We start from the raw sequence: 14,889 nt of genomic DNA, 5'->3' as shown, positions 1-14,889 counted from the left end.
TCGGTGGTAATATTCGCTGTCTGACAGCAGGACAGGACTGTTTTTAGGTAAGAAAGGGCCCCGGTCCTGCTGATCTCTCAGCTGGACCGGGGCTATGCGCTAGGCGCCGCCGTCCAGGTATTCGCGAGGCGATCCCCCATGCGTTTGATAAGAGACCACGGCACCTTGAGGAGACGGAGCTTTACTTGAGCGCGGCGGCGTCCCGTTGATTCACACTGCGACCGCCGTCGTCAGGATTTCGTGATCTGCACGCAGGCCGCCGTCCGTGACGACATCGACTTCGACTCCCAGTAATTCACTCGCTGCGGCGGCGAACGCGGCCACCGTCAACAGTCCGATGCCCTCCGGACGAGTCACCAGGATGTCCAGGTCACTCCCCGGACCATCGGTTCCACGTGCGGCCGACCCAAAGACGCGAACGTTGCTGAATCCGTAACGGCCAGCCAATTCACGTAGCTCCTGCGCCCGCGAGGCAAGGACCACGTGCGGCAAGGGGCGCGCAGCGGCACGAAGACGATCCAGCATCCCCCGGGATGCATTGCGGCGGCCCGATTCGTACGCCGCAATGTTTGGCTGCGCCACTCCGGAGCGCCGGGCCAACTCACCCTGGCTGATTCCGGCAGCCTCACGGAGTTCCCTCACGGCATTGCCCATACCGCCATAATATCGCGTGATATTCCGCTGTCCCAGGCTAACCAATGAGATAAACAAAGCCACGGTCGGAGGCCGCCAGATCATTGACGAAAGCCCGCGCCCGCTGCAGGTAGCCAACGGCGTAGGAGACGTTCGAGTCCCTCTGGAAACGCAAGGAACCCTGCAACCAGTTTCCCAACTCTGCGTCAGTGATGTCGCTCAAGTCTTGGGCGATTGCCGGTACGTCCATCGGTGGCAGCACCCGAATCCATGATTCCCAGCCGTCATAATGCATGGTTACCTCGCCCTCGAACATGCGAAAGGCCGGTCTTGCATCCGCTCCTGTCCTGGACGGGGCAGTGAAAGCCTGCAGTTCCCTCCATGCCTTGTCCAAATAGAGCATGTCGCGCTCAGGTATGGATTGTTCGAAAGTGGGAAAACCGACCTCAGCTCCTGGTTCGAACCCCCAGGCATCTGCGAGTGGATCCGATGACATAACACTTCTTGGGTCGGCGAGTACCCGATCAGTCATGTCTCCGTCGAAGGCAAATGCGTAGTATCTGATTCCCATCTGCCCAGTATTGCCAAGTAGCTGACCGTTGAGAGGCGCTCCACGGCGCTATGTGGACAACTCGGTGGCATAGTTCTCTTTCCGGAAAAAGGAAGCCCCGATCCGAGCTGCGGTGCTCAGCTTGGATCGGGGCCATGTTGGCTCGCAAAACTAGACGTTGAAGCGGAACTCCACCACGTCGCCGTCGGCCATGACGTATTCCTTGCCTTCGATGCGGACCTTGCCGCGCGACTTGGCCTCGGCCATGGAGCCGGCATCGATGAGGTCGTCGAAGGACACAACTTCGGCCTTGATGAAGCCGCGCTGGAAGTCGGAGTGGATCACGCCGGCTGCTTGCGGAGCGGTATCACCTTGGCGGATGGTCCAGGCGCGGGTTTCCTTGGGGCCGGCAGTCAGGTAGGTCTGCAGGCCAAGGGTGTGGAAGCCGACGCGGGCGAGCTGGTCCAGCCCGGATTCGCTCTGCCCGTTCATTTCCAGCATTTCGCGGGCTTCTTCCTCGTCCAGTTCCACGAGGTCTGCCTCAAGCTTCGCGTCAAGGAACACGGCATCGGCGGGGGCAACGAGCTCGCGCAGCTCATCCTGCTTGGCGGGGTCGCCGAGGATGCCTTCGTCGGCGTTGAAGACGTAGATGAAGGGCTTGGCCGTCAGGAGGCCGAGCTCCTTGAGGTGTCCCATCTCCAGCTTGTCGCTCTTGATCGACGAGAAGATGGTGTCGCCGCGTTCGAGCACAGCTTGTGCAGCCTTGATGGCGTTCAGCTCGGCCGCTTCACGCTTTTTGATCTTGACTTCTTTTTCGATGCGCGGGATCGCGTTTTCGATCGTCTGGAGGTCGGCCAGGATCAGTTCGGTATTGATGGTCTCCATGTCGGAGCGTGGGTCCACCTTGCCGTCGACGTGCACAACGTCGGGGTCGTCGAAGACGCGGACAACCTGGGCGATCGCCTCGGCCTCGCGGATGTTGGCGAGGAACTTGTTCCCCAGGCCTTCACCCTCCGATGCACCCTTCACAATCCCGGCGATGTCCACGAAGGACACCGGCGCGGGCAGCAACTTCTGCGAACCGAAGATCTCCGCCAGCTTCGCAAGGCGGGGGTCCGGCAGGTTCACGACGCCGACATTGGGTTCGATGGTTGCGAACGGATAGTTCGCAGCAAGCACCTGGTTGCGGGTCAGTGCGTTGAAAAGGGTTGATTTGCCGACGTTGGGCAGTCCGACGATGCCAATAGTAAGAGCCACGAGGATTGATTCTACCCGGAACGTCCGCGGACTTTCTTGTTGAAACCGGCACCGAAGGGTCACACGCGAGGCTGCACTAAAACTGTCGTACCCCTGTGACAGGGTTACTGCATGGATGGATTTGGATTGGTTCTGGCCCTGCTCATGCTGCTGATCGGAGCGGCCGTCGGACTTGGCATCGGGTATGTGCTCTTCCAGCGCCGGGGCGCCGGACTTGAAGCGGACTTCGACGCCGTTTCGTCCCGCCTTTCGGAGGTGACGGTCCAGTTCGCAGCTGCCGACGCCGAACGTCGGCTCTTGTTCGCACAGAACCGGGAACTGAGCGAGGCACGGACCTCGGACGGCAGCGTCCTGCGCGCCCTTGCCCCGGTCGCCGAGAAGCTGACCGCAGTCCAGCAGCAGGTTTCGCTCCTGGAGCGCGACCGCGTGGAACAGTACGGGCAATTGGCGCAGCAACTGCAGGACGCCCGGCTCTCTGACGAGCAGCTCCTCAGGTCGACGCATGCTTTGGCATCCGCACTGCGATCCAACAGTGCCCGCGGCCAGTGGGGCGAGGTCCAGCTTCGCCGTGTGGTTGAGGCCTCGGGTATGTTGCGCCACGTGGACTTCCACGAGCAGGTGCATTCCGCACGCAGTGACAACACCCTGCGTCCAGACCTTGTGGTCCAGCTTCCCGGCGGCAAACAGTTGGTAGTGGATGCCAAGGTGCCCCTGGCTTCATACCTGGCGGCGCAGGAGCAGCTCCACGGCGAGGGTGCCCTCGGCGAGTCCGTCACGCCTTCAGCCAACCAAGATCCCAAAGTGCTCCTTGCCCAGCACGCCAAGGCGCTCAAGGCCCACATTGATGCCCTCGCTTCGAAGAAGTATTGGGACATCCCCGGCAACTCCCCCGAATTGGTCATTTGCTTCCTGCCCGCCGAGTCGATCCTGGCCTCGGCCTTGGAAGCGGACCCGGCTTTGTTGGAGCATGCCCTGTCCAGGAACGTGGTACTGGCTTCGCCGGGAACGCTGCTCGCGGTCCTGAAATCCGTGGCCTTCACATGGCGGCAGGACGTCCTCACGGACAGCGCCCACGAGCTCTTCGAACTCGCAAGGCAGTTGTACGAACGTATGGGCACGCTGGGCGAGAATGTCGGGAAACTGGGTAGTTCCCTCAAAACGTCCGTGGATCGCTACAACGCCTTGGTGGGAACTTTGGAGGCGCGGGTTCTGCCCACGGCCCGCAAACTTAACACCATGGACGACGCCGGACTCGTCGCCCCGCCGTCGGTGGAGGCCGTGCCGCGCTCCCTCGCAGCGCCGGAGCTCCTTGCCGTGGAGTCACGGGTCGAGACGGACCACGACCGCGAGTCGGCCGCCTAGGAAAGCGGGCCAGGCGGTCTGTGGAGGGCTTGGGTAAGCAACTCTTCACCGCTTCAGCCAAAATACCGACAAAAGAAACGGCCCCGGCTGGGTGACTCTCACTCATGTGACAATCACCCGGCCGGGGCCAGTTTCTGAATCTTTCTAGGACGTAGGGCGGTTTCCGCGTCCGCCAAGTGCCCGGCTCACATCGCCGGCCTGCTTCAGGGTGGCGCGGAGTTCCTTCGGCAGGGAGAAGAGAAGGTCCTCTTCGGCCGTCACAACTTCCTGGACCTCGCCGTAACCGTAGTCTGCGAGCAGCCTCAGCACTTCCTGGACCAGAACCTCCGGCACCGAAGCGCCGGATGTGACGCCTACGGTGGCGACGCCTTCGAACCAGCTTTCATCCACCTCATTGGCGAAATCCACGCGGTACGACGTCTTTGCACCGTACTCCAGGGCAACTTCGACCAAGCGGACGGAATTCGAGGAGTTGGCCGATCCCACCACGATCACGAGGTCGGCCTGCGGAGCGATCTTCTTGATGGCTACCTGGCGGTTGGTGGTTGCATAGCAAATATCGTCGCTGGGCGGATCCTGGAGCGTGGGGAACCGTTCCTTGAGCATGCGGACGGTTTCCATGGTTTCGTCGACGCTCAGGGTGGTCTGGGAAAGCCAGATGGTCTTCTCAGGATTGCGGACCTTAACCTTGCCTACTTCATGCGGGCCATTAATGATCTGGATATGGTCCGGGGCTTCGCCGGCCGTACCTTCTACTTCCTCGTGGCCGTCGTGGCCGATCAGCAAAATGTCGTAGTCCTCTTTCGCGAAGCGCACGGCTTCGCGGTGAACCTTGGTCACCAACGGGCAGGTGGCATCGATGGTGCGCAGGCCCCGATCCTCAGCCGACTGCACCACGGCAGGCGATACTCCGTGGGCAGAGAAGATCACCAAGGCACCCTCGGGGACCTCGTCCGTCTCATCGACGAAGATGGCGCCCTTTTCTTCAAGGGAGGAAACCACATGGACGTTGTGGACGATCTGTTTGCGGACATAGACCGGAGGTCCGTAATGCTCCAAGGCCTTCTCGACCGCGATGACAGCACGGTCGACGCCGGCGCAGTACCCACGCGGGGCTGCCAGGAGGACTTTCTTGGTCCCGTTCACAGGAGCAGCCGCCAGTACCTCTTCGGGAGATCGACGTCTGCGGGGAACCGTGGGCATCGGAATGGAGACTGCTGTGCTGGTCATCCTTCCATGCTACCGGGCAGTGGTGGCCCGGTTTGCCGAAGGTGACCGCCGTCTCCCGGCTACCAACCACCCAAGGAATCCCAATGCCAGGACGGCAGCCGAGACCCAAACATCCACGACTATCCATTGACCAAAGCCGGACCGCGACGACTCGAGGAACTCCTGTTTGAACAACTCCGCCACACTGTTGCCGCTGGAAAGGTTCTGGACTGAACTAACGGCGAGGTCCGCCGTCGTGCTCCAGAGGGCGGCCAGAGCCAGCCCGCCAAGTCCCAGGAAGACGAAAACCAGCGCGCGCCTGCGCGCCGCGGCCAGCGCGAGCAGAACCGACACCGCGGCGCCCAGTGCGGCAACCCACCACAACGGGGCGAAGGCAGATACGCGCTCCACGATCTGCCGCTGCGACGGCTGCCCCAGCGTCACCACGCTCTCAGCCGGGACGTCCAGGGTGATCCCGGTGGACGAAGCGAAGTGGTCCCTGATGAGCCGGACCAGCGGCGCAATGTCCAGGAGCAAAGCAGTGGGGGAACCGGACTCTTCGGTTTGGCCGCCAAAATTGAGGCGGTGGCTGTTCCGGACCGTTTCTTCCCAAGCCTGCGGATAGTCGCTCCACGATTGCATGCCGTTCGCAGCGCCTTTGAGGGCATCGCCCGCGAGGTTGCGGACCGGCTCGGGCAGTTGCACGGAGGACTCGAAGGTGCTCACGGCCGCGCCGGTCAGGCGGTTCTGAAAGTCGGGGTCCTTGCCCAAGGCACCGGCCATGCGAACGAAGCCGTCCTCCTTGACCACATTCGCATCAACCCATGCTGCAGGCACGGCCACGGCTATGAGCAGCAAAGCGAGGATCACTCCCACTGCTGAGACAAAAGTACGCAAGGTCTACCTCGGTGCTAGGGGGCTGTCCAACCATCCTAGGACTGTCCACATACAGGCAAAAATAAGGGACCCGGCGGCTGCGGCTATGGATAGAGTTGGAAAGCAGCCCGGTAACCGGCGGGCGCAAGGCTACCGAGGACAGGCACATGCAGGAAAAAGCACGGATCACCCATGTCAGCTGAAGCCAGCCCTGAATCGACACTGCCTGCAACTGCTGCCGAGACCAGCCCGGACAACCCGTGGCCCCTGCAATTGTTGTCGCGGAAGCTCAAGGCCCACATCGAACGTGCACCTGCTGCATGGATCGAGGGCCAGGTCATCGAAATGAACCGCCGCGGTGGCAACGCGTTCCTGACTCTTCGTGACGTCGACGCCGAAATCTCCTTGCCTGCTTCGGTGTGGTCCACCGTGCTGGACCGCCAACGGACTCCGCTGGAACGCGGCTCACGCGTAGTGGCCTTGGTGAAAGCCGATTTCTGGGTGAAGACCGGGCGACTCAACATGTCCGTCAAGGACATCAGGCCGGTAGGCCTGGGCGATCTCCTGGCCAGGATTGAGAGGCTTCGGCAGGCCTTGGCGGCAGAAGGGCTTTTCGCCGATTCCAGAAAGCGGAAGCTGCCGCTGCTCCCCCACCGCATTGGATTGATCACGGGCCGCGATTCGGACGCCAAGAAGGACGTCCTGCGCAACGCAGCGCTGCGTTGGCCCGCCGTCGAATTCGATGTCCGCGAGGTGGCAGTCCAAGGCAACACTGCGGTCTCGCAAATCATTGGCGCCCTCAAAAAGCTGGATGCGGATCCGCACGTGGATGTCATCGTCCTCGCCCGAGGCGGCGGTGCCCTCGAGGACCTCCTGCCTTTCAGCAACGAGGACCTGATCAGGGCCGTGGCCGCCGCTACAACCCCGGTGGTCAGTGCGATCGGCCACGAAGCCGACCGGCCGATCCTCGATGACGTTGCAGACCTCCGCGCCTCGACGCCAACGGATGCAGCCAAGAGGATCGTTCCGGACGTCTCCGAAGAACTTGCGGCGGTCCGGCAAGCCCGCGACCACCTGCGCCGCTGCATCGGGAGGATGGTGGACACGGAAACGGACCGGCTGCACGCCCTGAGGTCGAGGCCGGTTTTGGCCACGCCGGACACCCTCGTGGCGGTGCGTGCCGAGGACATCGCCCGGTTGCAGCAGAGGTCCCACTCTGCCGTGAATACAGCCGTGCTGCGGGCCCTCGACCAGGTACATCACCTGCGCGCGCAAGTACGGGCCCTGTCCCCGCAAAAGACACTCGACCGTGGTTATGCCGTGGTGCAGATCGTGGGCGAGGACCAGGCGGGCCACACTGTGGTCAGCAGCCCGGAACAGACACCGGAAGGAACGGCTTTGGCCATCCGGGTTGCGGAAGGACGCTTCCGGGCAACGTCCGTGGGGCAAGGCCAGATCGCCGGGCGATGATCCCAGGACACGAACGACGGCGCACTATAGACCACCAGCCGGCCCAAGCGGCCGGGACACCAGTCAAAGGAAACCCATGACCGAAAACCCCGCACACGCCTCCGAGTCGCTCGACGCCCTGAGCTATGAAGAAGCCCGTGAACAATTGGTGGCCGTCGTGGGCCGCCTCGAGGCCGGCGGCGCAAGTCTGGAAGAGTCGCTCGCCCTGTGGGAACGCGGCGAAGCGCTGGCCAAACGCTGTGAGGACTGGCTGGAAGGCGCCCGCAAGCGGCTCGCAACGGCCCGCGAGGCAAACACGGATTCCGGGGCGGGTCAGTAACCGGGTGCTGCCGCGCGACCGACGGGCAACCCGCTACTGCCCGAGCCCGACGGCTAAGCCGCTACTGACAGGAAGAAACGGCTGACTGGACGGCTCGCGGCAACCCCGCACGCAAGCCGAAGGACAGCTCAGGACTCGACCACCAAGGCGCGTTCAGCGGCAACGTCAAACTCCGCTTTGGGCCAGTCCAGGGACATCCCGCGAAGGGCCTCCAGCAACAATTCCTGGACAGCGATGCGCGCGTACCACTTCTTGTTGGCCGGAACCACGTGCCACGGGGCGACGTCGGTGGATGTTTTCTCGAAGGCGACGCTGTAGGCGTCCATGTAGTCGTCCCAGAAGGCCCGCTCGGTGAGGTCGCCGCGGCTGTACTTCCAATGCTTGGTCGGATCGTCCAACCGTGCGATCAGGCGTCTTTTCTGTTCGTCCTTGCTGATGTTCAGCATGACTTTGACAATGGTGGTTCCCTGCTCGGCCAGGCGCGCCTCGAAGTCATTGATGGCTGCATACCGCCGTTCCAGTTCCTCGGCGTCGGCCCATCCGTGCACCCGGTGGATGAGGACATCCTCGTAGTGGGAGCGGTCGAAGACACCCACCATGCCTGCAGCCGGAACCTGCTTCTCGATCCGCCACAGGAAATCGTGGGCTTTCTCTTCCTCGGTGGGTGCCTTGAACGCTGTCAGGTGGACACCTTGCGGGTCCATGGCACCCACAACATGGCTGACGGCCCCACCCTTGCCCGCTGTGTCCATGGCCTGGAGGATCAACAGCAACCGCTTGGGACTGCCGAACTTTCCGGACGCAAACAACTGCTCCTGGAGTTCGGTCAGCCTGGCATCCTGCGCACCGAGCAAGGCCTTGCCGTCCACCTTGTTGCCTGAATATCCCGGCGTCGATTCGGGATCCACACCCGCAAGTGTGAATCCCGAATCCACCCTCAAAACTTCTGCTGGACTCTTGGCGAACTCAACCGAAGCGACCATGGCTTGCCTTCCTGCCGGGCAGCGCCCGGGCGGCGCAGCATGGAACTCAGGCTAGTTGCCCGGGTACCTCGACAGGAAGTCCGCCATGCGTCCGATCGCCTCTTCGATGTCCTTGACGTTGGGCAGGGTGACCATGCGGAAGTGGTCCGGACGTACCCAGTTGAAGGCCCGGCCGTGCGAGACCAGAATCTTTTGTTCCCTCAGGAGGTCCAGGACGAACTTCTCGTCGTCCCGGATGTGGAAGACCTCCGGATCCAGCTTGGGGAACAGGTAAAGCGCTCCCCTGGCCTGCTGGGTGCTGACGCCGGGAATGGCGTTCAGGAGGTCGTAAGCCTTGTTCCGCTGTTCCAGGAGCCGACCGCCGGGAAGGATGAGGTCGTTGATGCTCTGGTAACCGCCCAGTGCCGTTTGGATGGCGTGCTGGGCGGGCACGTTGGCGCACAGGCGCATGTTGGCCAGCAGGTTGATGCCTTCGAGGTAATCCGCGGCATCCTTTTTCGGCCCGGAAATGGCCATCCAGCCTGCCCGGTAGCCGCAGACGCGGTACGCCTTGGACAGGCCGCTGAACGTCAGGCACAGCACGTCGTCGCCCGTCAGGCCGGCGAGGTTCACATGGACGGCGTCTTCGTAGAGGATCTTCTCGTAGATTTCGTCCGCGAAGATCACCAGGCCGTGCTTCTCGGCCAGAGCCACGATCTTCTTCAGCGTCTCTTCCGGATAGACAGCACCGGTGGGGTTGTTCGGGTTGATGACCACGATGCCTTTTGTGCGCGGCGTGATCTTGGCTTCCATGTCCTCAAGGTCGGGCTGCCAGCCGGACTCCTCGTCGGTGAGGTAATGGACGGGCCGCCCGCCGGCCAGGGCTACAGAAGCCGTCCACAGGGGGTAGTCCGGGGTGGGAATCAGAACCTCATCGCCGTCTTCGAGCAGCGCCATGAGGGACATGGTGATGAGCTCGCTGACGCCGTTGCCAAGGTAGATGTCGTCAACGTGGATGTTCTGGATGCCGCGGGTTTGGTAATACTGGGATACGGCCGTCCGGGCCGAGAAGATGCCGCGCGAGTCACTGTATCCCTGGGCGTTGGGGAGGTGGCGGATCATGTCCACCAAAATGGCGTCAGGCGCTTCAAAACCAAACGGTGCCGGGTTTCCGATGTTCAGTTTGAGGATCCGGTGACCCTCCGCCTCCATCTGCTGGGCGGCCTGAAGAATCGGTCCACGGATGTCGTAGAGGACATTATGAAGCTTGGTGGACTGCTTGAAATTCGCCATTCCTCAAATATGCCATAGCGGTCATGGACTTCCGTTGAGACGTCCCTCACAGAAACCACGACGGCGGTGACGGACCCGCGGGGGTCCGTCACCGCCGTCGTAAGCGGTTTTTGTCAGCTGTTACTTGACGATGCCCTTGTCCTTAAGCCAAGCGGCGGCTGCGTCCTTGGCGCTTTGCTTCTGGTCGCCGCTCACCGAACGGTTCAGGTTGATGAGGTCCTCGGTGGTGAGGATCTTGGACACGTTATTGAGGGCGTCCTTGGCCTTGTCCGTCATCTTGGACTTGTTGTAGAGCGGCAGGACCTGCTGGGCCTTGAAGTTGTTCTTGGGGTCTTCGAGGACCACGAGGTCGTTGTCAACGATGGACGGCGTGGTGGTGTAGATATCGGCCACCTGGACCTTGTCCTCGAGCAGGGCCTGCAGGGTCAGGTTGCCACCACCGTCACTGAAGGGCTGCAGCCCCTTGAGCTCGCAGTTGTAGTTCTTCTTCAAGCCCGGGAAACCGTAGGAGCGGGTCTCGAAGGTGGCCGGGGCGGCCATGGTGAAGTCCTTGCACACCTTGGCCAGGTCTTCAATGGACTTCAGCTGGTACTTCTCTGCCGTGGCTTTGGTGACCACCATGGCATCCTTGTCCTCGGCCTTGGCTGCGTCCAGCACACCCAGGCCCTCGGGAAGCTTGCCCGGCAACGCCTTGTACACGTCATCGGCCGAGACTTCCGTGGCATCGGCGTTCAGGTAGGACAGGAGGTTGCCGGAGTAGTCCGGGACGAGGTCTACCGAGCCGTCCTGGACCGCCTTGAAGTAGATTTCGCGGGACCCAATATTCGGCTTGGTGGTGGCCGTGATTCCGGCCGCGTTGAGGGCACCGGCGTAGATTTCGGCGATGACCTGGCTTTCCGGGAAGTCGGCCGAACCTACCACCAACGATCCGCCGGCTGATCCACTGGCTGCCGACGTCGAAGGTGTTGCCAGGGGGCTGCCACCACAGGCGCTCAGCGCGAGCGCCACACCGAGGCCGGCTGCCAGGCCGCCGAGACCACGGCGCGTAAGGGTCATGGGGACGGGGTTTTTCATGGTGTACCTCCTTGAACGGCAGCCCCGGAGGGAGCTGTGGTTTGGTGACCGTCGGACGCCTTCTGGCGTCCGCGGGAGTCAGGGGCCAGGCCGGGTGACAGCACCAGGCGCTGGATGGCGGCGAGGACAAGGTCGACGGCGATCGCCAGGGCCGCGATCAACAGGGAACCGCCGAGCATGCGGGGAAAGTCTTGGAGGACCAGTCCGTCAAAGAGGTAGCGGCCCAACCCGCCCAACGGCAGGTAGGCAACTACCGAAACTGTGGCGATGACTTGCAGCACTGCCGTCCGGATTCCGCCGAACATCACTTGCAGGCCGTTGGGCAACTCCACGCGGAACAGGATCTGCATCTCCGTCATGCCCACGGCCCGGGCGCCGTCCACCACCGTGGAATCGACGCTGGAGATACCTGCGTAGGTGCCTGCCAGGAGCGGTGGAACGGTGAGGATCACGAGGGCCCAGACCGGTGGCATGAGGCCGCTGCCCGCCAAGAGCGCGAAGAGCACCAGCAAGCCGAGCGTGGGCAGGGCACGGAGGGCGCCGGCCAGGGCAACCGCAACCACCCTGCCCCGGCCTGTGTGGCCAATGTAGAGCCCAACGGGAATGGCTATGGCCGCGGCGATGACCAGCACCAAGCCGCTGTATTGCAAGTGTTCGGATAAACGCGCAGGAATTCCACCGCTGCCGGACCAGTGCAAAGGATCGATCAGCCAGGCGATGGTGTCCGTGAAGATGTTGCTCATGCCGATGCCCCCGGATCCGGTCGTGGGGATGCCTGCGGTGCCGGCCCAGACTTGGGTTCGGTGACGATCGCCGTGGTGCTGGCTTGGCCGCTGCCCCCCGCGGCCCGGGTCCATGGCGTCAGGATCCGCTCCAGCACCACGAGCACGGCGTCCATCAGCAGCGCGAGCACCAGGATGGCGATGATGCCCACTACTACCTCCGTGACGAAGGTGCGCTGCAAGCCGTCCGTGAACAGCATGCCAAGGTTGCCCACACCCAGCAGCGCCGCGACGCTGACCAGTGAGATGTTGCTGACCGAGACAACGCGGAGCCCGGCAAAAAGCACCGGGAGGGACAAAGGCAGATCCACCTGGAAGAACCTGTTCAGGGGCTTGAAGCCCATGGCCACGGCTGCGTTCCGAAGATCGTTGTCCACGGAGTCGAACGCGTCCATTGCTGCGCGGACCAGCAGGGCTACGGCGTAGATCGTCAGCGCCACCACCACGTTCAGGGGGTCCAGGATCCGGGTGCCCAGGATGGTGGGAAGAATGATGAACAGGGCCAGTGAGGGAATGGTGTAGAGCAGGGAAGTCGCCGTGGCCACCACCGACCGCAGGGTGCCGTTACGGCGTGCCAACTGTGCCAGGGGAATTGAAATCAGAAGCCCCAGGAGCATGGGAATGACGGCCAGGACCAGATGCTGTCCCGCCAAGCCAAACACCATGCCCGTGTTCGCCAGGAACCACTCCATCAGGGGGCGTCCTCCCTGCGGCGGCGGACTTCCTCGATGAGGGCAAGGACTTCCGGCGCCTTCAAGACGCCGGCAACCCTGCCGTCGTCGTCCACGGCCACGCCAAGCCCTGACGGGGAGGACAACGCAGCGTCCAGCGCCCGCCGCAAGGTGTCCCCCTTGCGGAAGAGTGATCCGCCGGGGATGATTCCGGCACCGTCCCGCGGCGAGGACCACCCGAGCGGCCTGGACTCCTGGTCCACAACCAGCGCCCACTCCCCCGAGTCCCTGCCCGCGTGATGCCCGTCCGAGGCTCCCACCATGGTGACGGGATGAAGCTGCACCGAGTCGGCGGCGTTGAACGCCAGGTGCCGGAAGCCCCGGTCACGGCCAACAAAGGAGGCTACGAAGTCGTTGGCCGGCGCCCGCAGGATCTCCTCCGGAGCCGCGTATTGGGCGAGCTTCCCGCCCACGGCAAAGACCGCTACCTTGTCGCCCAGCACCGTTGCCTCGTCGATGTCGTGGGTCACGAACACGATGGTCTTGGCCAACTCGCGCTGGAGGCGCAGCAGTTCCTGCTGCAGTTCGTCGCGGACGACGGGATCCACCGCGCTGAAGGGCTCGTCCATGAGCAGCACCGGTGGATCGGCCGCGAGCGCACGCGCCACGCCGACGCGTTGCTGTTGGCCGCCGGAGAGTTGCGACGGGTACCGCTTGCCGAGCCCGGAAGCCAGCCCGACGACGTCGAGCAGTTCCGCCGCGCGCTTCCGCGCAGCCGCTTTCGGGACGCCGTTCAGCCGCGGCACGGTGGCAATGTTGTCCAGCACGGACCGGTGCGGGAGCAACCCTGCGGACTGCATGACGTACCCCATGGACCGGCGCAACTGGGCGGCCGGGACCTTTGACACATCCTCGCCGTTGACGGTGATGGTGCCCGCGCTGGGCTCAACCATACGGTTGATCATGCGCAATGACGTGGTCTTGCCGCAGCCCGAGGGACCGACAAAGACCGTAATGGCACCCTTGTCGATGGACATGCTCAGAGCGTCAACCGCCGGTTGTCCCCCCTGGTACTGCTTGGTCACGCTCTGGAACTCAATCATGGCTTCGGCCATACCTGGGCTTACCTATCTGTAATTTCGACATCCTCGGACGGTAGAGCCAATTGATCATAAGCACGCTTACTGAGGCTGTAAAGCCGATCTTCACCCAGCGTAGCCAGCGGGCCAAGCGATGTCAGCGACGCCACGTATTCCGTAATGAATCGGCAATGTTCACCGTTTCCGGCGTTTGGGGTTCCTTCCGCTCCTTTCCTCGGCGGCATCGTGGCGGTATCGCTCGGACGCCCGTTGTCCGCGTTCGGCGGAAACCACCTTCTGGTGCCACTCGCGCTGGTAAGCACGACGCGCGGCTGCATCGTGTTTCCGGTTCAGTGCAGCGAGCTCCCGCTGGAGCTTGAGGTAGCTGGCCCACCGGCGCTGGTCCAATGATTCGTTGGCCAAGGCTTCCAGCACGGCGCACCCCGGCTCAGCCTGGTGGGAGCAGTCGGCGAACCTGCATCGCCCAAAGAGTTCTTCAAGGTCGCCGAACATTTCGTCCATGCCGTCATCCGCGTCGAAGAGGCCGAAGCCACGGACGCCCGGCGTGTCCATCAGGACCGCGCCGCCCGGCAACGGAACCAGCTCGCGGGACGTGGTGGTGTGCCTGCCCTTGCCATCGCCGGCACGAACCGCGCCGGTTTCCTGGACTCCGCGACCCACCAGGGCGTTGATCAGGGTGGACTTGCCTGCACCGGAGGGGCCAAGCATCACCAAGGTTGACCCTTGCGGGATGTGGCGGAGGAGTTCATCCAGGCCGTCGCCGTGTTCGGCGGACGTCGTGACCACTTCCACTCCGGCTGCTTGGTGGATGACCTCGCCCACAACATCGTCCGCCAGGTTTGCGAGGTCGGCCTTGGTGATGACCACCAGGGGTGTGGCACCGGAATCCCAGGCGGCCACGAGCGTCCTTTCCAGGCGGTTGTGGGTCAGCGGCCGGTCCATGGGAACCACCACGGCCACGATGTCGATGTTCGCACCGAGGATCTGTTCCTCCGAGGAGGACTCAAAAGCGCGCTTGCGGCTCAGTGCGGAACGGCGCGGCAGAACCCCGACGACGGCCGGCTCACCGGCCGCGTTGCGCCCCAACCACACCCAGTCACCCGTTGCTGGGAGGAGGCCGCGGCGCGGGTAGGGCAAATGCAGCAGCCCGTCGCCTGAAGCGACCAGGACGTGGTTTCTGTCCAGTCGGACGATCCGGCCCGGCGAAGCGTCTGCGGCGGAAGCCATAGGTCCCGTCAAGGAATGGTCCGCAAAGAGTTGGGCAACGCCGGGGTTGTAACCGTACTCCACGAGGAGACGGTTGGTAGCAGGAAAAAGGGTGTCGCTTGATG

The 14,889-nt window shown here is 63.2% G+C and carries 15 protein-coding genes; 3 read left to right on the top strand and 12 right to left on the bottom strand.

Annotated features, from left to right (window positions below):
- Positions 1 to 210: 210 nt before the first annotated feature.
- The 3 genes from ACH488_RS02945 to ychF form a co-directional block, all read right to left on the bottom strand.
- Positions 211 to 654, bottom strand: a complete 444-nt coding sequence (locus ACH488_RS02945; protein ID WP_397322158.1) for a nucleotidyltransferase domain-containing protein — start codon at positions 652 to 654, stop codon at positions 211 to 213.
- 37 nt (positions 655 to 691) lie between these two features.
- A complete protein-coding gene (locus ACH488_RS02940) occupies positions 692 to 1,204 on the bottom strand; it encodes a hypothetical protein (RefSeq protein WP_397322156.1) in 513 nt (170 codons plus the stop codon).
- Between the two features lie 150 nt (positions 1,205 to 1,354).
- Positions 1,355 to 2,440, bottom strand: coding sequence for a redox-regulated ATPase YchF (gene ychF / locus ACH488_RS02935; protein ID WP_397322155.1), 1,086 nt, complete (start codon positions 2,438 to 2,440; stop codon positions 1,355 to 1,357).
- Positions 2,441 to 2,551: 111 nt separating this feature from the next.
- On the opposite strand from ychF, the gene ACH488_RS02930 reads away from it, so the two are divergent.
- Complete coding sequence (locus ACH488_RS02930) at positions 2,552 to 3,802, top strand: DNA recombination protein RmuC (RefSeq protein ID WP_397322154.1); 1,251 nt, start codon at positions 2,552 to 2,554, stop codon at positions 3,800 to 3,802.
- Positions 3,803 to 3,946: 144 nt separating this feature from the next.
- On the opposite strand, the gene ACH488_RS02925 is transcribed toward ACH488_RS02930, so the two are convergent.
- Together ACH488_RS02925 and ACH488_RS02920 are read right to left on the bottom strand one after the other, a co-directional pair.
- Positions 3,947 to 5,032, bottom strand: coding sequence for a 4-hydroxy-3-methylbut-2-enyl diphosphate reductase (locus ACH488_RS02925; RefSeq protein WP_397322153.1), 1,086 nt, complete (start codon positions 5,030 to 5,032; stop codon positions 3,947 to 3,949).
- A gap of 9 nt (positions 5,033 to 5,041) precedes the next feature.
- Positions 5,042 to 5,908: a hypothetical protein gene (locus tag ACH488_RS02920; RefSeq protein WP_397322152.1), complete on the bottom strand. Its 867-nt coding sequence runs from the start codon at positions 5,906 to 5,908 to the stop codon at positions 5,042 to 5,044.
- A gap of 171 nt (positions 5,909 to 6,079) precedes the next feature.
- Between ACH488_RS02920 and xseA the strand changes: the two genes are divergently transcribed.
- On the top strand, positions 6,080 to 7,357 hold the full coding sequence (xseA, locus tag ACH488_RS02915; RefSeq protein ID WP_397322151.1) for an exodeoxyribonuclease VII large subunit: 1,278 nt from the start codon (positions 6,080 to 6,082) through the stop codon (positions 7,355 to 7,357).
- Positions 7,358 to 7,433: 76 nt separating this feature from the next.
- A complete protein-coding gene (locus ACH488_RS02910; protein ID WP_397322149.1) occupies positions 7,434 to 7,676 on the top strand; it encodes an exodeoxyribonuclease VII small subunit in 243 nt (80 codons plus the stop codon).
- 128 nt (positions 7,677 to 7,804) lie between these two features.
- Here the strand turns inward: ACH488_RS02910 and ACH488_RS02905 are convergent, their stop codons facing one another.
- The 7 genes from ACH488_RS02905 to rsgA form a co-directional block, all read right to left on the bottom strand.
- Positions 7,805 to 8,659 carry a polyphosphate kinase 2 family protein gene (locus ACH488_RS02905; protein WP_397322148.1) on the bottom strand — a complete coding sequence of 285 codons (855 nt, stop codon included), beginning with the start codon at positions 8,657 to 8,659 and terminating at the stop codon, positions 7,805 to 7,807.
- Positions 8,660 to 8,710: 51 nt separating this feature from the next.
- Positions 8,711 to 9,931: a pyridoxal phosphate-dependent aminotransferase gene (locus tag ACH488_RS02900; protein WP_397322146.1), complete on the bottom strand. Its 1,221-nt coding sequence runs from the start codon at positions 9,929 to 9,931 to the stop codon at positions 8,711 to 8,713.
- Between the two features lie 120 nt (positions 9,932 to 10,051).
- Complete coding sequence (locus ACH488_RS02895; protein WP_397322145.1) at positions 10,052 to 11,005, bottom strand: ABC transporter substrate-binding protein; 954 nt, start codon at positions 11,003 to 11,005, stop codon at positions 10,052 to 10,054.
- Positions 11,002 to 11,748, bottom strand: coding sequence for an ABC transporter permease (locus ACH488_RS02890; RefSeq protein ID WP_397322143.1), 747 nt, complete (start codon positions 11,746 to 11,748; stop codon positions 11,002 to 11,004). Before ACH488_RS02890 ends, ACH488_RS02895 begins: the two co-directional genes overlap by 4 nt.
- Positions 11,745 to 12,479 (bottom strand): ABC transporter permease, encoded by a 735-nt coding sequence (locus ACH488_RS02885; RefSeq protein ID WP_397322141.1) that lies wholly within the window; start codon positions 12,477 to 12,479, stop codon positions 11,745 to 11,747. Before ACH488_RS02885 ends, ACH488_RS02890 begins: the two co-directional genes overlap by 4 nt.
- Positions 12,479 to 13,573: an ABC transporter ATP-binding protein gene (locus tag ACH488_RS02880; protein ID WP_397322140.1), complete on the bottom strand. Its 1,095-nt coding sequence runs from the start codon at positions 13,571 to 13,573 to the stop codon at positions 12,479 to 12,481. Before ACH488_RS02880 ends, ACH488_RS02885 begins: the two co-directional genes overlap by 1 nt.
- 159 nt (positions 13,574 to 13,732) lie before the next feature.
- A complete protein-coding gene (rsgA, locus tag ACH488_RS02875; RefSeq protein ID WP_397322139.1) occupies positions 13,733 to 14,848 on the bottom strand; it encodes a ribosome small subunit-dependent GTPase A in 1,116 nt (371 codons plus the stop codon).
- Positions 14,849 to 14,889 lie beyond the last annotated feature (41 nt).

The sequence above is a fragment of the Paenarthrobacter sp. NPDC018779 genome (assembly GCF_044391085.1).
Taxonomy (GTDB): domain Bacteria; phylum Actinomycetota; class Actinomycetes; order Actinomycetales; family Micrococcaceae; genus Arthrobacter.
This window is presented reverse-complemented; position numbering and strand designations above follow the sequence as displayed.